The following is a 21471-nucleotide window of genomic DNA, read 5'->3' as shown; positions in this document are numbered from 1 at the left end:
CGGTGCGGTCCTTCCGGCTCAGGCGATGGCGGCTGCGGCGTAGCGGTTGGCGGGGCGGGGCAGGCCCAGCAGGCCGCGGAGGGTGTCGGCTTCGTAGGCGGTGCGGAAGGCGCCCCGGCGCTGGAGTTCGGGGACGAGGCCCCGGGTGATGGCCGGCAGGTCGTGTCCGGCGACGGCGGGCCGCAGCCGGAAGCCGCTCAGCCCCGCTGCCGCCAACTCCTGGAGGACGTCGGCGAGTTGTGCGGGCGTTCCGGTGAAGATCCGGGCGTCGCTGGTGTACGGCTCTCCCGCGAGCGCGTCGAGGCGTGCGCGCCGGTCCTCCGCAGCGGCCTGGTCGTCGTCCAGGAAGACCACCAAGTCGCCGAAGACATGCGGGAGTTCGCCTGTGCGTCCGGCCGTCACCTGTTCGGCACGGATCTCGGCGACGATCGCGCGGGCCTGCTCGGCGTCGTGCGGGGTGACGTAGCCGACGTCCGCCTGGCGGGCCACGAGCCGGTACGGGATGGTCTGGTGGGCGAGGGCGGTGACCAGCGGCTGGCCCTGCGGCGGGCGCGGGGTGATGGACGGGCCCTTGACGCTGAAGAACCGGCCCTCGAAGTCGATGTAGTGCAGCTTGTCCCGGTCGACGAAGCGGCCGGTGGCCACGTCCCGGATCTCGGCGTCGTCCTCCCAGCTGTCCCACAGCCGACGCACGACCTCGACGTAGTCGGCGGCCTCGTCGAACAGGTCGGTGAGACGCTCCTGTCCGGCCGGGGTCCGCAGTTCGTCCAGGTTGATCGGCGGGAAGGTGCGGCGGCCGAAGTGGTCGGCCTCGTGCGGGCGGGCGCTGATCTGGACGCGCAGGCCGGCCCGGCCGGTGCTGACGTAGTCGAGGGTGGCGATCGCCTTGGAGATGTGGAACGGCTCCGTGTGGGTGGCGATCACGGTCGGCACCAGGCCGATGTGCCGGGTGAGCGGCGCGACGCGGGAGGCGGTCAGGACGGCGTCGAGTCGGCCGCGGACCTGGTCGGTGCGGCCGTCCAACTCGCCGTAATGCGAGGACTGCAGGCCCAGGCCGTCCTCGAAGGTGACGAAGTCGAGCAGGCCGCGCTCGGCCTCGGCGACCAGATCGGCCCAGTAGCCGGCGGTGAACAGCTCCCGGGGACGGGCGACCGGCTCGCGCCAGGAGGCGGGGTGCCAGCCGGTGCCCTCAAGGGCGACGGCAAGGTGCAGAGGAAAAGCGGGAGTTGACGACACGAGGGTGCCTTCCTGGAGGTCCGTACGAGATCGCCGGCCCGCGGGAGTCGGGGCGCACGGCGGCTGGGGTAACGGGGTCAGGAGCTACAGAGGGAGCCGGCCACGCGCTGCAGGTCGATGTGGGGCCGGGAGTGGAGGCGCACGGCACGGAGTACACGTGTCACGTGTCGCACCTCCGTCCGAGTGGGGCAAGCACTCACCGTCGACAAGGACAACGGCACTGCTATGCCGTTTCTTCCAGCGCGGCGGCCCCGGTGTGCCGGACGAGCGAGAAGACGGTACGGCGGCGCAGCGTGAACCCGATCGACTCGTACAGCCGGATCGCGTTCGCGTTGGTGGCCGCGGCGTGCAGGAAGGGGCGTTCGCCACGCTCCTTGATCCCGGCGGCGACCGCGCGGACCAGCCGGGTGGCCAGGCCCCGGCCGCGGTGGGCGGGGTCGGTGCACACGGCACTGATCTCCGTCCAGCCGGGCGGGTGCAGCCGCTCGCCGGCCAGGGCGATCAGCCGGCCCTGGTGACGGATGCCGAGGTAGGTGCCCAGTTCGACGGTGCGGGGCAGATAGGGGCCCGGCTCGGTGCGGGCGACCAGGTCCAGGATCTCGGGCACGTCGTCGGTCCCGAGCCGTACGGCCTCGGGATCGGGCTCCGCGCGCAGGACGGTGTCCACGAGCTGGACGCCGTGCATCGTGCGCACGACCTCCCAGCCCTCCGCCGCCTCGGTCACGCCCCGCACCGCGGCGGTGCCGCCGGGGCCGACGAGTACGGCGAGGTCGACCCAGGCGCGCGGGTCGTCCTCGTCGGAGAGGGCGTGGAAGGGTGCCACGTCCTGCTGGTAGCGGACGGCGTGGCCGACGCGTTCGGCGAAGTGGGCGTGGGGGCCGGTGAGCGCGGCCCAGGCGGGGTTGTCCAGGATGTGCGAGGAGCTGGCGTCGAGGGTGGTGACGGACATGGTGTGGCGGTCTCCGGTGTGCGGCTCGGGATGTCCGGCGGGCGGGGACTCCACCGTGGGGCGGTGGCGGAATCCCCGGCGCCCGGTGGTCAGGAGTTGTCGAGCGGCAGTCCGGGCGGGTTGACCTCGGACTTGGCGACGGCCTCGTTGGAGAGGTTGTACGCCTTGAGCCACTCGGCGTACTGACCGTTCTTGATCAGGTAGTTGATCGCGTCGGCGAGCGGCTTGGCCAGGCCGCTGTCCTTCTTCGCCGTTGCCGCGATCAGGCCCTGCAGGCTCGCGCCCGCGCCGGAGTAGGTGCCCGCGGTTCGGGTGGCGTTGGGCGTGTTGGCCACCTGACGGTTGTGGTAGGCGAAGCCGGGGTTGGGTCCGAAGGAGGCGTCGACCTTGCCGCTGTTCAGTGCGAGGTAGGTGCTGGAGCTGTCCTGGAAGTACTTGACGGTGAGCTTCTTGCCTTCCTTGGCCAGCTTGTCCTTCCACTCCAGGAGGATCCGTTCCTGGTTGGTACCGGAGCCGACGGCGATCGTCTTGCCTGCGAGGTTCTCGTAGTTGCCGTCGAAGTTCCAGGTGCTCTTCTTCGGGACGATGAAGGCGAGGTTGTCCTGCCGGTAGGAGGCGAACTCGTACTTCTTCTTGCGCTCCTCGGTGTCGGTGACGTTGGAGAACGCCACGTCGACCTTGCCGCTGTCGATGCCGACGAAGAGGTTCTCCCAGGTGGAGTTCTCCACCTCGGGCTTGAGGCCGAACACCGTGGCGACCAGGCGGCCGAGGTCGGGCTCGGAGCCGGTGAGGGTCTTCTGGTCGCTGCCGACGTACGCCAGCGGCGGCAACCCGGCGGGAAGGGCACCGATGCCGATCTCCAGCTTGCCGCTCTTCTTGACGGCGGCGGGCAGTTCGGCGCTGATGGACTTGACTTCGGAGACCTTGATGGTGGTCTGGGTGGCGGCGCCGTTGGAGACCTGACCGATGACGACCTCGCCGGACTTGGCGCTGTCGGTGGTGGTGGCCGCGTCGCTGTTGCCACCGCAGGCGGCGAGCCCGGTGGCCAGGGAGGCGACGGCGGTCGCCGCGGTGATGCCGCGTATCAGGCTGCGTCGGGTGAAGTGGATGTGCATGGCCGTTCCTTGTCGCTGGAGGTGATGAGGGTGGCGTGGGGGGAGGTCTGGGGGTGCGGAGGTCAGAGGACCTTGCTGAGGAAGTCCCGGGTCCGCTCGTGCCGCGGTGTGTCGAGGACCTCGGAGGGCGGGCCCTGCTCGATGATCTTTCCGCCGTCGATGAAGACGACCCGGTCGGCGATCTCGCGGGCGAAGCCGATCTCGTGGGTGACGATGACGAGGGTGGTGCCGCTGGTCGCCAAGTCCTTGATGACGGAGAGGACTTCGCCGACGAGCTCGGGGTCGAGGGCGGAGGTGGGCTCGTCGAAGAGGATGACGCCGGGGCGCAGGGCGAGGGCGCGGGCGATGGCGACGCGCTGCTGCTGGCCGCCGGAGAGCTGGCGCGGGTAGGCGCCGGTCTTGTCGGCGAGGCCGACCCGGTCGAGGAGTTCGCGGGCGAGTTTCTGGGCCTCGGGCTTTTCGAGCTTCCCGGTGGCGACGGGCGCGGCGGCGACGTTGTCCAGCACGGTCAGGTGCGGGAAGAGGTTGAAGTTCTGGAAGACGAACCCGATCTGGCCGCGCTGGGTGAGGATGGCCCGCTCGCTGAGCTCCTTGAGCCGCTCGCCGTGCCGCTTCACGCCGATCAGCTCGCCGTTGATGCTGACGTAGCCGATCTCGGGCTTCTCCAGGTGGTTGATGACCCGCAGCAGCGTGGACTTGCCGGAACCGGACGGGCCCAGGATCACGGTGACCTCGCCGGGCCGGACCGTCAGGTCGACGCCGTTCAGCACCCGGTGGGTGCCGTACCACTTGTGCACGTCGTGGACCTCGACGGTGGCGGCCTCGGCGTCCGCCAGGGCTTCGAGCGTGTCGGCGGTCATACGGCGGCCTCCCGGCGGATACGGGCCCGCAGGTCTGTCAGACCGGTGCGGAGCTTCTGCAGCGGCGTCGGCGGCAGGCTGCGGGTGGCACCGCGGGCGTAGTACCGCTCGACGTAGAACTGGACGACGGAGACGACGCTGGTCAGGATCAGGTACCAGACGGTGACGACCAGCAGCAGCGGCACGATGTCGCCGGGGTAGGTGGAGCCCATGGTCTGAGCGGAGCCGAACAGGTCGAGCAGGGAGACGTAGAAGACCAGCGAGGTGCCCTTGATCAGGCCGATGAGCTGGTTGACGTAGTTCGGGATGATCGAGCGCAGCGCCTGCGGGAACACGATCCTGCGGAACTGGTAGCCCTTCGGCAGGCCGAGCGCCGCGGCCGCCTCGTGCTGGCCCTGGTCGACGGAGAGGATCCCGCCGCGGACCACCTCGGCCGCGTAGGCCGCCTCGTTGAGGCTGAGGCCGACGACCGCGACGACCATGTCGGTGGCGAGTCTCGACTCGTCGAAGGAGAAGAGGGCCGGTCCGAAGGGGATGCCGACGCTCAACGTCTTGTACAGGGCGCTGAAGTTGTAGAGGAAGATCAGCACCACGATGAGCGGGACGGAACGCAGCGCCCACACGTAGGTCCAGCTGACCGCGCGCAACACAGGGCTCTTCGACAGCCGGGCCAGTGCGAGCAGGATGCCGCCGACAAGGCCCAGCACCGCGCTGTAGGCGGTGACTTGGAGGGTGATCAGCAGGCCGTCGAGGATGGTGGGGCGCAGGAACCAGTAGCTCCAGCGGTCCCACTGGTAGAAGGGGTTGGTGACCAGTCCGTGCACGAACTGGGCGACGAGGACCAGCACGACCGCGGTGGCGATCCAGCGTCCGGGCCGCCGCAGCGGCAGAACGCGCTGGGCAGTCAGGGCCTTTGACGGTTCGTCGGTGGTCGGCGCATCGGCGAGGGTGACGGTGGCACCAGGGGGTTCACTCATGGTGGGCTCCGGCTGGGTGGGAACACCCCGGAGGCACGGCGGCGTGCGGCGGCGCACACGACGGCGAGGTACCGGGGCGGAGGAGGGCAACGGCACACCGCGGGCGCGGTGTTCGTCAGGAAGTGCGGGAACTGCGGGGAGGTGTCAGCCCCGACAGCGGGCACGGCCCGGTGCGGTACACAGTGCGCTGTTCACGCGGAGCAGATCGACGGCACGGTCGGCGACGAGCAGGTTCGCGTACGGCCGTACGCAGCCCTGCGGGCGGCGCGTCGCCGTCCTGGGAGCTGCGTGCATGGCGTCACCGTCACTCTTCCGGCCCTGGGGGCCTCGCGCTTACCGAACTTCATCGGTCGGGTCGTCACCTGGGGCACCCCACCGCGGCGCGAGGGTTGCCGGTCAGCAAGCCAGGGCTTGTCGCTGACACTCATGACCGTTCTGAGCCGTAATTAAGACAACGGCCCGAACATATGTCAACGGCGGTCCACCAGATGGAACGGCCAGAGGGCGGCGTAGGCCGTCCAGTCCAGGATACGGATGGCCGCTCCGGAGTCCCCCAGGCCCCGGCAGTGGGCGCTGTGGCGGCGTTCGATGCCGTCGAGGTCGAGGTGTGGGTCGAGCTGGTCCAGCTCGACACCGCGCACCGCGACCACCTGGATGCCGCAGCCGTCCAGCGCGTCGCCGACCATCCCACGCTGTGGGCCCACGGCCGCCGCCTGGCCGTTCACCCGGCCCGTCGGCCCGGCCCGCTCGACGACCTTGTAGGGGTTGTCCAGGCGACCCGTCCGCTCGACGGTGGCCTCCATAAGTTCGGTCCAGGTGTCGAGGGGGGATCTCCGTGGCGGTCGGCTACGCCACCCCGGACGTCATCGGCACCCGGAACCGCTCACGGCTGATGCGCACCGCCGACGTCGCCATGTACGAGAGCAAGACCACCAGCACCCCCACCCAAGCCACCCTCGAACACGCCAACGCCCACAGCATCAACGGGCGCCGCACCGGCCGACTCGGCACCGCCTACCCCGTCGTGCTCGCATGAGCCATCAGGTCACCCGAACTCCCCGCGTGGCGCCCGGATCCACAGGGTGGGGCAGCTCTCCACAGGCCCGCATCCTGTAGTTGACCACGCGTCATAACCGCCCCGGGTAGCGGACGATCTCCACCCGGTGACGCGACGTTGCGTCTGGATCGAGGCGTGGGGATCGCGGGCTCCCACCTTGTTGAACACCAGCAGGATCGGCGGGTGCGCCGTCTCGCCGTACCGTGAGGCCCAATGTGGAGCCGACACCCCCGGGAAGGACGACCTGCTGCGCGGGCGGCCCTCGCTAAGAGAGAACAGCGACAGGCTTGCGCCGTCGCCGGTTGTTCCGCTCGTGCCAACGGCAACGCCGTTGGCGCCGGTGAACTCGCCTTGGCTGGCCTGGTTCACGGATGCGGTTCCGGCTCGGGCGGGGTGGGCCGGGGTGGCAGTCCCAGTCCCTTCGGGCGGTCCGGGCTGCCGGATAGGCCGACGCTTCAACGGCTGTGCACCACATGGCGTCGCCCTGGGGGGCGGCGCCATGCTCATGCCGACGCGCACCGTTCCCGGCAGAGATGAGCAGGGCTGCATGCAGCGGCCGTGCATAAATCTCGTGTGGAACATCGCAGATCTGCGATCTTATACAGCTGCCTCGGAGGGCCCGTTGGCCCGGTTTCTGTCCTTGGGTACAGCGTCGTCAGCCCGCCCCTCAGACGAGGCCGAAGGCGGCGTCCCAGGCCGTGTGGGGTGGCATGTCGCAGGCGTAGGTGTGGAGGGCGAGCGCGGCTCCGGCCGCGCCTTCGAGGAGTCCGGCGCGGTCGCGAGCCTGGAGGGGGTCATCGTGGCGCAGGCCGAAGGGGGCGTCGGGCGCGTAGTTTGCGAGGATGTGCCGGGCGAGGTCCGGCAGGCGCCTCGCCAGCCGCGCGTCGCCACTGTCGTGCGCCATCCGCCAGGTCACCTGGAGCAGTCCGGACCAGCCGTGGCACAGCGCCCAGTCGTGCATCCCGTATGGGTCGGACAGGGCCTCGGCGAGCGCGTCAAGGGCCGCGCCTCGCCAGTCCGCGCGTTCCAGGCATCGGCCGGCTAGGAAGAGGGCGCGTGCTACGCCGGGTGTGCCGTAGCACCACGCCGTGCGACCAGTGGGCTCGCCCGGCGGGGCGCCCGGTAGCAGGTCCTCCGGGCGTACGATCGCGGGCCATTGGCCGCCGGGCAGCTGTCGCTCCAGCACCCACCGGGCGATGGCGGCGATCGCCTCGTCCTGCCCGGTCACCTTCACGCCCAGGGTGCGCGCGGTAGCCAGCAGCGCGAGTGGTCCGCAAATACCGTGCGCGAGGCCGAGGTTGACGTGCCCGTGGGGGAAGTCGGCTTCCCGGCCGATCGTCGGCGTGTGGGGCGCCCACCACCCGGGAAGCGGCGTCCCGGCCACCGTGATGGGCTGGGCTAGCCGGACCAGGTAACGGCAGGCGTCGGCTACCAGGTCGTCGTGGCGTGGTTGGCGTGCCAGCAGGTAGCGCGCGAGTCCAGTGACGCCGCTGATCAGATCGTACGTGTGCATGCTCACCCCGGCCTGCCCGGCCGCGAGGCGCTCGGACTCGGCGGCGAGTAGTTCCCGGGTGCGCCGGACGATCACGCCGTCGAGTCGCTCGAGCAGGGCCGCGTAGTCGCCGGGTGCCTGCCGGGCCGCCAGGGCGGCGAAGGCCAGCGACGCCGGGCCCTGGAAGAGCCCGCCGGGGTGCCCACCGGCGGGCAACGACCGTGCGGCCCGTGCGAGATGGGCGTGGGCGAGGCGTCTGTGACTCGGGTCGGCGGTCGCAAGTTCCGCGTGGAGCAGTGCGGTTCCGGAGAACCCCTCGGCGAGCGCCAGTGGCGCCCAGGGCCCGAAGGCGGGCTGGCCGGGGAACCGTACGAGGTTGTCCGGCGCGGTGGCCGTGGCGGCCACCTGCTCCGGGTCTGCGAGACGGGCGGCAATGTCGGCGGCGATTCGCCGCGCGTGGGCGGCAAGTTCATCCTCCGGCCGAGTGGCGTCACCTGGTGCGGTGGGACCGCTGGGGCGGGTGGGATCGGCGGCCGACGGCGCGCCGGAGTGGGGATGGGTCATCGGTTGCCTCCGTGGACTCGGCGGTCCCGGTGGGCTTGGAGTGCGCCGCGTGCGATGGCGTACGAGGCGCGTTCGGCGTCACGGTCCATGCCCAGCAGGCGGTTGGCGTGCATGTGCAGCAGCGAGGGCAGCACGCGGTGGGCGGGGGCGCTGTTGGGTTCCGCCAGTTTGCCGGTGACTTGGCTGTACGCGGCGATCGCCGCGGCGCGTTCCTCCCACAGCCGCAGCACCTTCGCGCCGCCGGGCAGTTCCGCGAGGCCGCCACCGTTGTCATAGGGGTCGACGATGGCGAGGGCCTGAGCGCGCCGCCGCTGGAACTCGCGGTGTTCGGCTTGCTTGCGGGGGAAGGTGGCGAGCATCCAGTCGAGCCAGGGCGGGTCACCGCCGGGCGACAGGGCACGCGCCCGTTCGCTGGTTCCGCCGCAGAACCGGCGCACCATGTCTACGTGGTTGGCGCCGGCCAGCAGCACCGGCTCTATGGTGAGTTCGCCGTTCGCCAACAGCTGGAGCTGGGCGAGCACCATCCGGCTGTCGGCGTGGAAGGCCTGCTCCGCCGCCTCGATGGCCTCCGGTCCGCCGTACCGCTCCAGCTCCGGCTCGTATGTGTCCAGGACGAGTCGGTGGGCCAGGCTGTGAGAGCGCAGCCTGGCCGTCCATGCGTGCAGAGCGGGCAGCACCTGTTCGGCCAGGACCTGCGCGGGCGCGTGTAGTCGCAAGCGCAGATGCGGGCCGGTGCGGGGATCCGCGTATCGCAGGAAGAACCAGCGGTCCACCTCGGTGGGCAACGTGTCGAGGAATGCGGGGAGCTGGGTGGCCAAGACCTCCTCATGGCGCTGGGCCGAGCAGAACAGCGCCGCGTACAACCACTCCCCGCCGGGTGGGTGTACGGGCCTGCCGACAGCAGGCCGAGGCCGAGACCACTTGGTCTCGATGCGAGCGTTGGTGGAGGCCGTACCGTCGCACGCCTTGCGTACCAGGGGGAAGACCACCTCATTGGTGTGCGCGCCTCCAGGGCCGGCGAGCCATCCGCACTCGCCGGCGCGGCTTTCTTGGAGCACGGTCTCAGGGCGGCGGCCCAACTCGTGTCTGAGCAGGGCGAGATGCTGCTCGCAGGTCAGGTCCAGCTCGGTGCGCTGGTCGGCGTAGGCCAGGCAGACCCGCTCGGGGACGTGCCAGCGCTGCCGCCAGGCCGCCACCGCCGCGCCCCACCGCGCGAATCCACCGGCCAACTCCCCTTGCAGTGCCTGCCCGGGGCGCCAGCGGGCCTCGCACAGCACCGTGCGCCCGTAACGGACGCGCGGCAGGTACGGCAGGGCGTCGGCGGTTCCCCAGTGCCACAGCTGCCACGCCCGGACCCCGCTGTAGGCGATCTCGGAGAGCAGGCGGGCGGCGTTGGGCGCGTTCCATCCGACGTTGAGCATGTGGAAGGTCCGGGGCCGCACCTCTCGCCCGGTCTCGGCGTCCACTAGGTGGAGCCCGTCGAGGTCGGCGTGGAGCGCGAGGGCGTCGAGGCCGATCGTGCGCGGGTCGTCCGGATCGCAGTACGCGGCGACCGTCAGCATCCGGTCGAGCCACAAAGGCACCTGAGTGACGTTGGCGTGCCGTGCTCGTGATGTGGAGAAGGACAGTTGCACCGGCACGGCCTCGCCGCCGTTAGGCGCGGCCGCCAACCGGGCCAGCTCGTTGAGCGCGTGCCGTTCCTTGTCCGGCAGCAGGTGCCAGAACCTGCCCTGCGCCGCACCGGCACAGGGCGAGACCCCGTGCAGCACCAACTGGAAGCATCCCTCGGCGAGTTCGCGCGCGGAACGGGCGATCACCCGGGCGATGACCTCGAACGAGTCCGGCGCGCGGCCCTCGTCGCGCGCGAGCCCGATGACCAGCGGATGGTCGTCGGTCAGCACGACCTCCTGCGCTGCAGTCAGCGTCGCTTCCTGGGCGAGCGCGGCGAGCAGCCGGGCGCGTGCGGTGTCTGGCGGTGGTTCGGGCGGCTGGGGACGGCTACTGGGCGGCCAGCGGTACCCGGCGGGGGCGCCCAGCCCGACGTCGGGGTCGAGTGCCTCCTTCACCGGCACCGCCCGCCCCTGCCCGTATCGCTCCAGGAAGTCGGCGTGGTACTGCCGCAGCGCCGGGCTGCCCTCGTCGGTCGGCGAGAGCCGCCACAGCAGCGACGCCGCGCGCGCCACCTCCTGCGACGCCGTCCGGGGCAGCCGGACGTCGGCGTCGAGGAGGAGATCCACGTGCGCGGGATGCTCTGCGGGGCACAGGTCGCGCATCCGTGCGACCATCGCCCGCCACGCCGCCTGCCCACGGCCGAGAGGCTGGGCCGCGTAGTGGCGGATGGCCTGGCGCACGTCGTCGATCTGGTCGAGCTCACCGGGCTGGTCGAATTCGCCGGGGCGCGGGCCGTGTGGCGGGGACGCGGGCTCAGGCGGTGAGGCGGGCACGTAGGAGGGCGCGGGAGCCGCTCGTACGCGCTCCAGCGTGGCTCTTACGTAGCCGAGGGGGTCGGCGCACTCCAGTGGCGGACGCAACTCGGTCAGCAGCAGTTCCTTCTCCACGAGTTGGGCCAGGAGTTGTTGCGCGGTCTGCGGCGTGGCCTGGGGGAACTCCGCCAGCAGCCGATCGGCGAGGTCGGCGGCGAGCGTCGGCCGGTGTGCGGCGCGCAGGACGGTGCGCACCGCCGCGGTGTGGCGCACGCTGACTTCGTGCAGGGTGCGCTGGGGCGGTCCGCTGGTCGACAGGTCGGGTACATACGGCAGCACGACGCGGCCGTTGCGGGCGAAGCACAGGTTGTTGGCCACAAGGCGCAGTCCGCGCAGGATGTGCGGGCGGCGCTCCCACTCGGCGACCAGCGCGGTCAACCAGCCGCGGTCGGGCCGCACCGCGCGCCGGTGCGCTGTCCCGAGCCGTCCCCGCACCTCGGCCAGGTCGTCGGTGAGCCGGGCCCCGCTCACCCCGGCCATCAACCCGAACGGGGTCGGCCTGCCGGACATTCTGAGCCGGTAGAAGGCCAGTGCTCGGAGCACTCGTACGAGCCCGGCGGGCTGGCCGTGTGTGTGCGAGCGCGGCCCGCTCGCTCGTACGGCCTCGATCTCCCTGGCCAGGGAGGGACTCGACACCGCCAGGGCCTCGCGGACCAGGGGGTCGTCCGCCAGCTCTGCGATGCACGAAGCGAGTTCGGCAGCGGTCGTCTCCTTCCCGTCCACCGGCCGCGCGTGCGGCTCCGGCGCGCCGGGCGCCGTCTCGCGCGATGCGCTCGGGCTTTCGGGTGTTCCCGGTTCTCCCACTGACCACGGCCAGTCGGCGATCGTGTCGAGCGCACGGGCGACCGGGTGGACGGGGGCACGCAGCATGAGCTGTTCCTCGCAGCGGAACAACGGGTCTGTGTTCAACGGCCTGCCTTTCCGGCGTGTTGGGCCGATCGCGAAACGGCCCGGCGGGCGCAGGGGGGACGGCGCAGGTGAAAGGGGACGGGGACGCGGCGGGCGCCCTCGCTCGCGGGGGCGCCCGCCGCTCTACCTCACTGGCCGGTCAGCAGTTCGGGCAGGTGATGCAGGTGCAGCACGAGATCGGGACGCAGGTGCAGTCGGTGAAGGCCCGCATCTCGGTGTCGGCTTCACCGCCGAACTCGCGGACGTCGAGGTCGAAGACGTCCTCGACCTTTTCGGGTTCGAGAGTCGCAGCCAATGGCATGGGGAACCTCCCTGTTGGGGACTTGAGGGGAGAGACGTAGCCGGATGAGAACGGGTTGCTGGCCCCATTCAGCTACCGCGCATATTCACGCAACGAAGAAGGCCACTGATCGGCAACCGGAATTCGCCCGCCGGTCCGCTGGGGTCGACCGGCATTCGACTTCGCGCCAATCGGCCTTTTCATATAGGCAACTCCCCGGCCCTCTCATACGGGAAACCCTGGCCAGTTTCCCGCCGGATGCACGATACAAGCAGACCGCGCTCATCCGATCATCCACATAACGCCGACCCGCACCCCGGGCACCACCAAACACGCTTCCGCCTCGACGAATACCACCCCATAACGCCAAGTGACCTCTTGGTCAAAAATATTTCCCGACCTAGACCATGCCCTAGGTGGCAAGGTGGTCGTCGAGCTTCTCGTGGGGCGAAGCATGTGGAGTTGGTTTGTTCGAGACGGGTTGTGTGAGTTTTTCGGGACCGGCAAGCACCGGTCTTCCAGTGAGATTGGGAGCCACTTCCTCGCGTAGTTCTCCAGCCGTAGATCGCGACCTGACGCGGTGTCATTCATTGAAGGCGAGTCGGGTTCGGTAGTGGTGCCAGCGGGCTCGGGCCTGGTGGTGTCGTCGCCAGTCGGACCAGTTCAGATGCCGGGCGATCCGGGCGCGCATGGTCGGCGGCGGTAGGTCGCAGATGTGCGTGGTGAGCAGGTGAAACAGCCGCTGGGCCTCGGGGACGGTCAGCGCGATCGCGCCGCAATCGGCCGGCGGGCCCTGGTCGGGATCGTCGGGCAGGATGGGAGCGGGGTGGCTGGTCTTGTCGATGGCCGCGAGTACGGCGAGTAGGGCGAGGGCCGCCATGGCCATGGTGGCGTGGCGTTTCCACGCCCGGTAGCGCCTGACCTGGGTCTGGTCGAGTGAGACGGTGGATTTCGAGCCCTGGAAGTCGTCCTCCACCCTCCATCTCATCCCGGCGATCTTGACCAGGTCGGTCAGGGGGCAGGGATGGCCCTAGGGCGCGTAGGCGTAGAAGTACACGATCTCGCTCGGGTCGGCGATGGAGCGGCGGATGAGCAGCCATCGGCGCGGGTGGTCGGTGGCGATCCAGGCCCAGTCGTAGTAGCGAGGACCTTCGCGCCCGCTGCACACGAGCGGCGGTTCCATCCGTCCCGATCGACCAGGTGCAGTGCCTGGTCCGCGCGCATGCGCCGCCGCCGGAGGTAGTGACTTGGTGCTTGGCGGCCACCGCGAACACATAGCCGATGCCGGCGCCTTCCAAGAACTCGCGCAACTCCCGGCTGCGTCCGTACACCTCGTCCCCGGTCGCCCACTGCGGTCTGACCCCGGCGGCCAGCGCGCGTTTCGCCTGCGCGAGGGCGAGCGCCGGCTTGGTGGCGAATGCGTGATCCTCAGGGAAACCCGCCGTCGCCATCCGCGCCGGATCGTCGAACCAGTCAGCCTGCACGTACAGGTCCCGGTCGATGAGGGCGTGGCCCCGCTTGGTCGCGTACGTCGTGTACACCGCGACGATAACGTTCTCGACCCGGCCCATCGTGCCGGAATACTGCTGACCCACGGCCGTCTCTCGCGGCGTCCTCCTCTCAGTGGGCGCGTTCGAGCAGGTGGTGCAGGCGATACGGCCGGTCATGGCCGACCGCCTCCGCGATCGACCAGCAGTTGCCCGCAACGCCCGGCATCAGTAACCCGCGCAGGTACAACACTCCGTTGGCCCGCAGGTCGCGGCGGCGGCATACCGGCGCGAGGTCTGCCGCGAGTTCGGCGAATATCGCTTCCATCTGCTCGGGATCTGCACCGCGCCGCGGTGCAGATCCCGAGCCGTGGTCACCGTGCGCGGGGCCTGTCACCTCCGATACCGCTGCGCCACTGCCGTGAAGGCGGCCTTGGGTTCCCATTCCATGTCGGGGTAGGTCTGTCCCATGCGCCCTTCGAGGAGTTTGACGATGCCCAGGCCGGCCCGGTCCAAGTCGTCCCTGGGGTCGCCGTCCGGGCGGTGCGGGTAGCCAGGCAAGGCGAACAAGAACACGAACGCGCTGTCCACGCCCTCGGTCTCGAAGATCTCCAGCAGTTCGCTCAGATATGCGGCCTGGCCGGCCTCGTCACGCTCGTATATGCCGTTCAGCCGTACAGGCGCCTTGGTCTTTGGGTCGTGCTCGACCACTTCCAGCACCCGCCCACCGCGGTCTCCCGCGCCTCGGTAGGCCGCGGTGCCGAACCCGGTGATGGCGAGTGGCTTCGGGCCTTGGGCCAGGGTGCGCACCGCGTCCCGGAACCGGTCGGCGACCTCGGCGGAGCGGATCAGCTCGAACGTCACAATGTCGAAGGGAGTCCAGTCGACCTGCTCGAACTGGATGGACGCGTAGGTGAGTTTGCCCTGGAAGCGCTCGCGGACCGTGGCTGCGGCGTCGCGGAGGAATGTGTTGATGCGCACGCCGAGTTCGCGCATCGCTTCGGCCCGCCGCTCAGGTTGGCTCATCAGCTGCTCGACCCGCTCCTCGGGGCTGTCTCCGGGCAGGAACCCGCGGTTCATCACGCTCAGCTCGACCCCTGCGACGAACACGACTGTGGCTCCCTGCTGCCGGAGCCGTTCCGCTCGCTCGGCGCAGTCGCGGAAGAGCGTGAGGATCTGCTCCGGATCCAGCTCCAGCGGATAAGGCGAGAACCAGACCTCCAGGCCGAGCTCGGCGGCGGCATCGGCGGCCAGCTCCAGTCGGTCCGGGTCGCCGCCGATGATCTGGACCGCGTTGCAGTGCAGGTCGTCGCGGATGATGGCGAGCTCGCGCCGGACCACCGCGGGGTCGAAGTGCTCGCGGGATATCTGGCCGTGCACGACGAATCCGGCGTCGTAGGTCATTCCTCTTGCTCGCATGGTCACGTCCTCTCTGTCGGTCTCGATCGGATCGAGGCTGACAGTAAACTTGCGTGCACGCAACTTTACGCACGCGCAACTTTGCGCGTGCGCAGCCCTGTGTGGAACGCTGACATCGTGACGACACCACCACGAGGGCTGCGGGAGCGGAAGAAGCAGGCCACGCGCGAGGCGCTACGCGAGGCGGCCCTGCGCCTGGCCGTGGAGCGCGGACCCGACCAGGTGCGGGTGGAGGACATTGCTGAGGCGGCCGGGGTCTCGCCGCGCACCTACAACAACTACTTCGCCAGCCGCGAGCAGGCGATCGTCTCCGCTGTTACCGCGGACCGGGAGGCGCGCATCGCGGCAGCGGTCGCGGCCCGGCCCGCAGGAGTGCGCCTGGCCGACGCCGTCACCGATGCAGTGGTCGAGCAGTACACGAACACCGGCGAGCGCGAACACAAGGCGCTGCTGCTGATCACCACCCAGGCCGCGCTGCGTGACGCGTTCCTCGATACCGCCGCCGGCATCGAGCCCCCTCTCACGGCGGTGATCGCCGAACGCCTAGACGACGCCGAAGCGCACACAGCCCGCGTCCTCGCGGCAAGCGTGGCCGCGGCAGTTCGCATCGCGCTGGAAGGCTGGCTCCGGCCGGCCGGGAAGGCAGAGGCCGCCGAGAGTTTCGCCGCCGGAGGACTGGTCGTGCCCTCCGGCTCACTGCCCGACCAGCTCCGCACGGCGCTGGCCCCGCTCGCGCCCGCGTTCGACGCCGCCGAGCAACACACCCAGCCGTGAAGCCGACCCAACTGGGGCATCTGCTGAATAATCAGTGGATCCAGAACATGCCGATGCACTCGGCCATCATCCTCGGCAGCCGATCCAACGTAGATGACGCTATGCCAGGTCGCGATCTACGACTGGAGTAGTAGGCAATGCCCGCAAGAAACGTTCCCGCAGTCACGTGATGAGGTGCGGATCCACGCTCGCGGCCGGAACCAATAACGCGGACGTCCACACTCCCAGGAACAGCGAACCCAGCGCGTCACTGGTTCGCCGCGTCGAAGGGCTCGTCGTGCCAGCGCCAGCCGGCGGTGCCGTTGTCGTGGATGTGCAGCATGAACTCCCCGACCGGGCCGCCGTCGGGGAACGTCATGGTGAGCGCACTGCGGATCTGGGTGTAACAGGTGTCGGCCTGCTCCCAGTCCTCCTCGTCGACAGCCCGCTCCTGCTTGGTGAAGAGCGGACGGAACTCTTCAAAGCCAGGGAGTGTCTCGACTTCGGCGTAAGTCCAGGGCATGTCTGCGCCGGTCACGGTCAGCCGGGCGATCTCCTGGTCGCCGCGGTGGAGCCGCCAAATACTGCCGGTGGTCAGATTCGGGTTGGTCATGTCTCCATCATGGCGATCACGACTGACAGGCGGTGAGTGGGATCACGGCACCTTCTCGGGCATGGGCACGACCATCTCTGGCGGAAGGCTGGCGGTGACCGGACGTCGCATTCAGCCAACCGTCCCCACGCGCTCCTTGACGAGTTCGAAGGAGCGAAGCCGGTCACGGAGGGCGTGGACGGGTGTGGTGAGCATCAACTCGTCCGCGCCGGTCATGGCTGCCAGTTGGCCCAGGCGGCGTGCCACCACCTCCGGTGTCCCGTACGCCTGGTGAGCGCGGAAGGCGGCCAGCGCTTGCTGCTCCTGCGGGGTGAAGCGGTGGGTCGCTGCCTCCCCGGGCGTCGGGAAAGGGATTTCGGCCGTGCCCTGGAGCAGCCCGGCTTTGATCACGTTCATCGGTCCGGCGAGCCGCTCCGCCTCCTGCTCGGAATCCGCGCAGATCGTCTCCACGCACACCAGCACCTGCGGCTTTTCACACCAGCGGGACGGGGTGAACGCGCTGCGGTAGCACTCCAGTACCGAGGGCGTGTTGTGTGGGCGGATGTGGTGTGCGACGGCGACGGGCAGGCCCAGTCGTGCGGCCAGCGAAGCGCCTGCGGTACTTGAGGCCAAAAGCCAGGGCTCCGGGAGCGGCTCCGTGGCCACGTTGTCTGTCAGGAAGGTCAAGATCGCGGCCACATCGTCCTGGTACTCGGCGTCGGTGGCTGGCTCGCCACCGCGACGCAGCGCTCGTGCGGTGGCCGCGTCAAAAGTGCCCGGCCCCCGGCCCACTCCCAAGTCGATGCGGCCCGAATAGAGCGCGGCAAGAGTGCCGAACTGCTCAGCGAGCCCGAGGGGTACGTGATTGGGAGCCAGCACACCACCCGAACCGAGGCGGAGCGTCGAGGTCGAAGCGGCGGCATGGGCGATCAGCACAACCGGTGGGAATGCACCGATGGCGGGAGAGCTGTGGTGTTCGGCGTACCAAAGGCGCCGGTACCCCAGCCGTTCAACCCCCTGCGCGAACGGGGCTGTCTGAACCAGGGTATCCACGGGCTGCGTACCCGCCTGGACGACTGCGACTTCCAGGACAGACAACGGGAGATCGATCACATCGCGAGCATAGAAGGGCCAGTTGGGCGGTCGCGGCCTGGGGTGGCGATTCGCCCACCGCAGGGACCCGACGGAGCGTCAAACTGCTCTCCAGATGTGACGCTCTCGCCAGCAGCGGAATTTCCTCATGTACCGAAACTACAGTCGCTTCAGTCGCTCTACTACAAACGTGGAGCCTGTGATCTGCAGGTTTCGCTCGATCCGAGGGGAGCGACCAAGCCTCCCGCAGTCGCTGGCCGTCAGGCGCTGGCCGCACACGATCGCGTTGCGGATCTCGGGCGGGTAGAGGCTGCGCAGGTAGCGGCAGTACTCCAGGAACTGGGTGCGTTTCTTGACCGGGTTGATGTGGCCGGAGAGCTTGTCCTTGGCCAGGTCCAGGGCGGCGAACTGGTGCCGGACCCCGCCGTAGCGGTTGTAGGTAGCCCGCCGCCTGCGGCGTGGTTCGCGGCTGATGTCCTTGTGCTTGCCTCCGCGGTCGGACCACTGTCGGCCCGGGCGGGGCACCAGGTCGAGGGGACCGAACTCGTCCATGCAGAAGATGACTTCGGGTTCGCCGTTCTCGGGTATAACCTCGCAACTCCAGGTCAGAACGGCAGGTGGTGCTCGGTGGGCTTGGACTTGGCAATCTTCTTGATCTCACGGCGCTCGGGCGGCGTGAATGTCTTGGGCCGGCCACCGGAGTACTTCGGAGACAGCGAGCCGAAGCCGCCGGTGCCCGCTCCAACCTGCGCTTCCAGGACCGCGGCATGACCGACCTAGAAGCCCAGATCACCGATCCGCCTTCAACGATCTAATCTCGTCCGGCTACGACCCGCAGATGTCAGTGGCGCGGACCATACTCATGCTGCGGTGCCGCCTGGACACCGCAGCATGATGGGAGCCACATGGCTGAGGTACTGGTTTTCCACCACGGGCACGGGCTGACCGCCGGCGTCCGTGAGTTCGCCGAGCAGTTGCAACAGGCCGGACACACCGTCCACGTTTCGGACCTGTTCGAAAGGCGGGTATTCGACAGCCTTGAGGAGGGCATGCGTTACGTTGAGGATATCGGGGTCGGCACGGTTATCGCGCGCGCAACCGCTGCCGCCGAGGGGCTGCCTGCGGAACTCGTCTACCTCGGGTTCTCGCTCGGCGTCCTGCCGGCGCAGAAGTTGGCCCAGACCCGCCCCGGCGCAAAGGGTGCGCTGCTGCTGGAGGCTTGCGTCCCTGTCGCGGAGTTCGGCAGTGCCTGGCCCCACGATGTCCCGGTCCAGGTCCATGGCATGGACGCGGATCCGTTCTTCGCCAGGGAGGGCGATGTGGACGCGGCCCGTACGCTCGTCGAAACGGCGGCGGATGCCGCACTGTTTCTCTACCCCGGCGACAGGCACCTGTTCACCGACAGCAGCCTGCCGTCCTACGACGAGCAGGCCGCCGCGCAGGTCTCTCATCGAGTGCTGGACTTCCTTGACCTCATCAAATAGCCCGGCATTTTCGGCCAAGTCTGGCGCCTCTCCGACCCCGAAGCTCGCGTCCCCACCCCGGAATCAACGACATGGTCCTGCCTCGCTGACCGCCTCACGGCCCGTCCACCGTCCTTGGTGGACGGGCCGTGAGGCGGCTCCGCCCGGACGAGCTACGCAACGGCCCCAACTCCCCATCGAGGGGTCTGAATCGTCGCAGTTCAAGAGCCGTATCCGCGCTCCTGCGGTCGGTAACACAGCTCAAACCACCCACACCACACCAACCACAAACCCCGCAATCACAGCGCCCGTGGCGGTCGTCCGGCAGCTCCACGACGCGCGGAGCCGCTGAACCGCCTTCACGACCTGGACGGCGCTGCACCCTGTGAGGGGTGCAGCGCCATGCGTGAAGCGCGATACACCGTTCCCCTGGAGGGGAAGCCCGCAGCTAGAAGGCCGGTCCCGAGCGGGCTCAAAAGCGGCCGGGCGCCGTCGCTGCCAGGAACCTGCAGCACAGCAGCGCCCGGGGCGTACACCGTTCCCCCTCCCCCGGAAGGAAACGGCCAGGTACCTCCCGGAGCCGACCGCGTGGGTGCCCGGGAGCATGCCGAGGATCGTTTCGTCGTCGGCTTCGGGCAGCGCGGCCGCGGTCAAATGGCCGACCTCGCAGAGGTGGAGCAGGTGGGCGCTGCGGTCGCGCAGGCCTTGGGCGCGCTCCTGGTCGATGCGGGCGGCCTCGTGCTCCTGGTGCTCGTTGTTCATCGTGGACCTCTCGCTTTCGTTGTGTGCCGAAGCACGATAGGTGTCACCGCCGGGCAGGACCGAGGCGCCCATCCATAGGGTCAAAGTCCCCTGTTCTTTCACCAGTTGACTCGAAGTGTGTCGCGAGTGGCCTGTGAGGCGTGCCTTCTTTCCGTCTCGCCTGAGCCGCGGAAACACCTCACGGCTGCCTCCGCGATCCGCCAAAATGGGCGTATGCCCGCGCTGTGGAGTCTCTTAGCCGCCCCGACGGGAGCGGTCGTCGCCACACTGATCGGTGTGGCTGCGGGGAGCTTGGTCAGCAGGAGAGCACAAGATAGACACTGGGTCCGAGATCAGGTGGCGGCGACGTGCGCGCGAGTATTGCGTGAATCCTCAGGTGTCCTCGTGGACCTCAGCGATATGGATGTCCGTCGCCCCGACTCCGTCCCGCAAGGCGTGGTGCTCCCAACCACCATCGACTGGCGGCCATGGAACGAGGCCCTGAGCATGGTGAACCTCGTTGCCGATAGGGACATCGCGGAAGCCGCGCACGCCCTTGACGAGCAGATTTGGCGCTTCCACATCATCGTCAGGCGGGGCCTGACGCCGGAAGAGAGCTGGCTCGTTCTGCGCGGGCGTGTGGTAGCAGCGCAGAACGACTTCATCACCGTCGCACGCCGCCAACTGTCGCTAGCCGGAGATCCGCTTGAGCGCTTCTCTGGGCGGCCTGCGCCAGACGATCCGATCTGGACCTCGTGAGGGCCCACCCTGCGGACCCCGGAATGAGGCACCCTGGTTGGCACCGAGGAAGCAAACCACTTGTCACCAGGCCGCTCGAAGCAGGGCAGTTGTCACCATCCACCCTTGCGCAGCACCGCGCTGGCCTTTGCAGACGGCGTCGGTGAGGGTAGTCGATCAGCCACTCCAGCGACCCTGGTGACGTCAAGCCTGCCTTTATGACAACTCTTGAGCTTCGGCTCAGATGTCTGAAGCCTTCTCCGGACGGCACTGATCCGTTAGAAGGAGACATCGAAATAGTCGCTGTCTGCAATCTCCACTTCGAGGCCTTGAGCGCGTGCTCCGTTGTGCTTGAAGTAGATTTCCTGCAGTCCCTCGGCGACGATTTCACGAAGGTGTCGGTCACCTGCGCTCGCCTGCTGGGCGTCGAACAGACGGCGGGCGTACTCCAGGGGCAGGCGCACGGTCAGTCGCCGCATCCGCGGGTCGTCGGTCGTGCCGACCGGCGCGGTGCAGCCGAACCGTCCCTCGCCAATTAGGCGATGAGCCACGCCCGTGGTGTCCCCCGATGCGAGGAGGCACCAGCAACATCCGCTCGGGGCCGCCAGATGGCGGTTCGCGGGCCGCTGGCTTTCAGGGCTGTACGAGATGGATTTCGGGTTGGCGCTCCGTCAGGTCACCGGGAAAGCGGCTGCGCTGGCGGCGCAGGTAGGTGTCGAAGAACTGCCGGATGATGTCGGTAGTCACCGCAAGGGCGTGGCGTTGGTCGAGCGGGCCGATCATTCCGGCCAGTCGGGACAGGGTGGGGTCTTTGAGGAGAGATTGGTCGCTGAAGTTGAAGTGACCGGTGCCTCGGATGGTCAGCCAGCAGCGCTGGTCCGCCGGGATACCGCGGTAGATGGACCGGATGCTGGCCAGCGCGGCCCGGTTCGCGGGGTCCGCGGTGTCGCCGTGGTCGCTGGCGGTGAGGAACAGGAACGGCCGGTTGAGGCCGTCGTGGATCACGGTGCCGTGGGGCATGCCGTCGATGTCGATGCCTGCTCGGCAGCGGGTGTCGTCGTGGCAGAACTGCGCTGCGGTCGCTCCGCCGAAGGAGTGGCCGAAGATGCCCACCGCATTCAGGTCGAGCCGGTGGGTGAACGGGCCGGTCGGTTCGGCGTTGTCGAGCCGGGTCATCTGGTCGAGGACGAACCGGGTGGCGGCGGACCACAAGGCGATCAGTCTGTCGCTGCGGAGGTCCTGCTCGGTAGTCGACAGGCGGGCC

General features: G+C 69.2%; 22 protein-coding genes, 2 pseudogenes and 1 riboswitch. Of the genes and pseudogenes, 4 read left to right on the top strand and 20 right to left on the bottom strand.

Annotated features, from left to right (window positions below):
* Positions 1 to 18: 18 nt before the first annotated feature.
* From NON19_RS25260 to NON19_RS33800, 7 genes are all read right to left on the bottom strand, one after another.
* Positions 19 to 1236, bottom strand: coding sequence for an LLM class flavin-dependent oxidoreductase (locus NON19_RS25260; protein ID WP_255931368.1), 1218 nt, complete (start codon positions 1234 to 1236; stop codon positions 19 to 21).
* Positions 1237 to 1313: 77 nt separating this feature from the next.
* Positions 1314 to 1379: a putative leader peptide gene (locus tag NON19_RS33805; protein ID WP_356149708.1), complete on the bottom strand. Its 66-nt coding sequence runs from the start codon at positions 1377 to 1379 to the stop codon at positions 1314 to 1316.
* A gap of 80 nt (positions 1380 to 1459) precedes the next feature.
* The gene (locus tag NON19_RS25255; RefSeq protein WP_255931367.1) at positions 1460 to 2185 is read right to left on the bottom strand and encodes a GNAT family N-acetyltransferase; all 726 of its coding nucleotides are present in this window, start codon (positions 2183 to 2185) and stop codon (positions 1460 to 1462) included.
* 89 nt (positions 2186 to 2274) lie between these two features.
* Positions 2275 to 3300, bottom strand: a complete 1026-nt coding sequence (locus NON19_RS25250) for an ABC transporter substrate-binding protein (protein WP_255931366.1) — start codon at positions 3298 to 3300, stop codon at positions 2275 to 2277.
* Positions 3301 to 3362: 62 nt separating this feature from the next.
* Positions 3363 to 4160 carry an amino acid ABC transporter ATP-binding protein gene (locus NON19_RS25245; RefSeq protein WP_255931365.1) on the bottom strand — a complete coding sequence of 266 codons (798 nt, stop codon included), beginning with the start codon at positions 4158 to 4160 and terminating at the stop codon, positions 3363 to 3365.
* Positions 4157 to 5137, bottom strand: a complete 981-nt coding sequence (locus NON19_RS25240; RefSeq protein WP_255931364.1) for an amino acid ABC transporter permease — start codon at positions 5135 to 5137, stop codon at positions 4157 to 4159. Before NON19_RS25240 ends, NON19_RS25245 begins: the two co-directional genes overlap by 4 nt.
* 324 nt (positions 5138 to 5461) lie before the next feature.
* A riboswitch (SAM riboswitch) is annotated at positions 5462 to 5569 on the bottom strand.
* A gap of 38 nt (positions 5570 to 5607) precedes the next feature.
* Complete coding sequence (locus NON19_RS33800) at positions 5608 to 5940, bottom strand: hypothetical protein (RefSeq protein WP_372514281.1); 333 nt, start codon at positions 5938 to 5940, stop codon at positions 5608 to 5610.
* A 32-nt stretch (positions 5941 to 5972) separates the two neighbouring features.
* Here NON19_RS33800 and NON19_RS25230 point away from each other — a divergent pair, with 32 nt between their 5' ends.
* Positions 5973 to 6173 (top strand): hypothetical protein, encoded by a 201-nt coding sequence (locus NON19_RS25230; protein ID WP_255931411.1) that lies wholly within the window; start codon positions 5973 to 5975, stop codon positions 6171 to 6173.
* Positions 6174 to 6861: 688 nt separating this feature from the next.
* Here NON19_RS25230 and NON19_RS25225 read toward each other — a convergent pair.
* The 8 genes and pseudogenes from NON19_RS25225 to NON19_RS25195 all read right to left on the bottom strand — a co-directional run bounded on the left by NON19_RS25225 (position 6862) and on the right by NON19_RS25195 (position 14813).
* The gene (locus tag NON19_RS25225; protein WP_255931363.1) at positions 6862 to 8250 is read right to left on the bottom strand and encodes a lanthionine synthetase C family protein; all 1389 of its coding nucleotides are present in this window, start codon (positions 8248 to 8250) and stop codon (positions 6862 to 6864) included.
* Positions 8247 to 11603: a lantibiotic dehydratase gene (locus tag NON19_RS25220; protein ID WP_255931362.1), complete on the bottom strand. Its 3357-nt coding sequence runs from the start codon at positions 11601 to 11603 to the stop codon at positions 8247 to 8249. The genes NON19_RS25225 and NON19_RS25220 overlap by 4 nt, the downstream gene beginning before the upstream one ends.
* A gap of 178 nt (positions 11604 to 11781) precedes the next feature.
* A complete protein-coding gene (locus NON19_RS25215; protein ID WP_255931361.1) occupies positions 11782 to 11943 on the bottom strand; it encodes a hypothetical protein in 162 nt (53 codons plus the stop codon).
* A 562-nt stretch (positions 11944 to 12505) separates the two neighbouring features.
* Positions 12506 to 12910: a hypothetical protein gene (locus tag NON19_RS25210; RefSeq protein WP_255931360.1), complete on the bottom strand. Its 405-nt coding sequence runs from the start codon at positions 12908 to 12910 to the stop codon at positions 12506 to 12508.
* 42 nt (positions 12911 to 12952) lie between these two features.
* Positions 12953 to 13090 carry a hypothetical protein gene (locus NON19_RS25205; protein ID WP_255931359.1) on the bottom strand — a complete coding sequence of 46 codons (138 nt, stop codon included), beginning with the start codon at positions 13088 to 13090 and terminating at the stop codon, positions 12953 to 12955.
* 85 nt (positions 13091 to 13175) lie between these two features.
* Positions 13176 to 13589, bottom strand: a pseudogene (locus tag NON19_RS33795) (transposase); the annotation flags it as partial.
* A complete protein-coding gene (locus NON19_RS25200) occupies positions 13543 to 13737 on the bottom strand; it encodes a hypothetical protein (protein ID WP_255931358.1) in 195 nt (64 codons plus the stop codon). The pseudogene NON19_RS33795 and the gene NON19_RS25200, both read right to left, overlap by 47 nt.
* 65 nt (positions 13738 to 13802) lie before the next feature.
* Positions 13803 to 14813 (bottom strand): glycoside hydrolase family 113 protein, encoded by a 1011-nt coding sequence (locus NON19_RS25195; protein WP_255931409.1) that lies wholly within the window; start codon positions 14811 to 14813, stop codon positions 13803 to 13805.
* Positions 14814 to 14945: 132 nt separating this feature from the next.
* Between NON19_RS25195 and NON19_RS25190 the strand changes: the two genes are divergently transcribed.
* Complete coding sequence (locus tag NON19_RS25190; protein WP_255931357.1) at positions 14946 to 15602, top strand: TetR/AcrR family transcriptional regulator; 657 nt, start codon at positions 14946 to 14948, stop codon at positions 15600 to 15602.
* Positions 15603 to 15849: 247 nt separating this feature from the next.
* Here NON19_RS25190 and NON19_RS25185 read toward each other — a convergent pair whose 3' ends face one another.
* The 3 genes and pseudogenes from NON19_RS25185 to NON19_RS33505 all read right to left on the bottom strand — a co-directional run.
* The gene (locus tag NON19_RS25185) at positions 15850 to 16194 is read right to left on the bottom strand and encodes a hypothetical protein (RefSeq protein ID WP_255931356.1); all 345 of its coding nucleotides are present in this window, start codon (positions 16192 to 16194) and stop codon (positions 15850 to 15852) included.
* A 111-nt stretch (positions 16195 to 16305) separates the two neighbouring features.
* Positions 16306 to 17286: an LLM class flavin-dependent oxidoreductase gene (locus tag NON19_RS25180; protein ID WP_255931355.1), complete on the bottom strand. Its 981-nt coding sequence runs from the start codon at positions 17284 to 17286 to the stop codon at positions 16306 to 16308.
* 213 nt (positions 17287 to 17499) lie between these two features.
* Positions 17500 to 17993 (bottom strand): annotated as a pseudogene (locus tag NON19_RS33505) (IS630 family transposase); the annotation flags it as partial.
* Between the two features lie 177 nt (positions 17994 to 18170).
* Here NON19_RS33505 and NON19_RS25170 point away from each other — a divergent pair.
* Positions 18171 to 18749, top strand: coding sequence for a dienelactone hydrolase family protein (locus tag NON19_RS25170; RefSeq protein WP_255931353.1), 579 nt, complete (start codon positions 18171 to 18173; stop codon positions 18747 to 18749).
* A 1125-nt stretch (positions 18750 to 19874) separates the two neighbouring features.
* Positions 19875 to 20228, top strand: coding sequence for a hypothetical protein (locus tag NON19_RS25165; protein ID WP_255931352.1), 354 nt, complete (start codon positions 19875 to 19877; stop codon positions 20226 to 20228).
* Positions 20229 to 20485: 257 nt separating this feature from the next.
* Here the strand turns inward: NON19_RS25165 and tpg are convergent, their stop codons facing one another.
* Together tpg and NON19_RS25155 are read right to left on the bottom strand one after the other, a co-directional pair.
* On the bottom strand, positions 20486 to 20758 hold the full coding sequence (tpg, locus tag NON19_RS25160; protein ID WP_308213731.1) for a telomere-protecting terminal protein Tpg: 273 nt from the start codon (positions 20756 to 20758) through the stop codon (positions 20486 to 20488).
* Between the two features lie 82 nt (positions 20759 to 20840).
* On the bottom strand, positions 20841 to 21471 hold a 631-nt coding region (locus NON19_RS25155; protein ID WP_372514279.1), incomplete at its 5' end, for an alpha/beta hydrolase family protein.

Source organism: Streptantibioticus rubrisoli (genome assembly GCF_024436055.1).
Taxonomy (GTDB): domain Bacteria; phylum Actinomycetota; class Actinomycetes; order Streptomycetales; family Streptomycetaceae; genus Streptantibioticus_A; species Streptantibioticus_A rubrisoli.
Note: the sequence above shows the minus strand (reverse complement) of the source record. Positions and strands in the feature narration are given on the sequence as shown.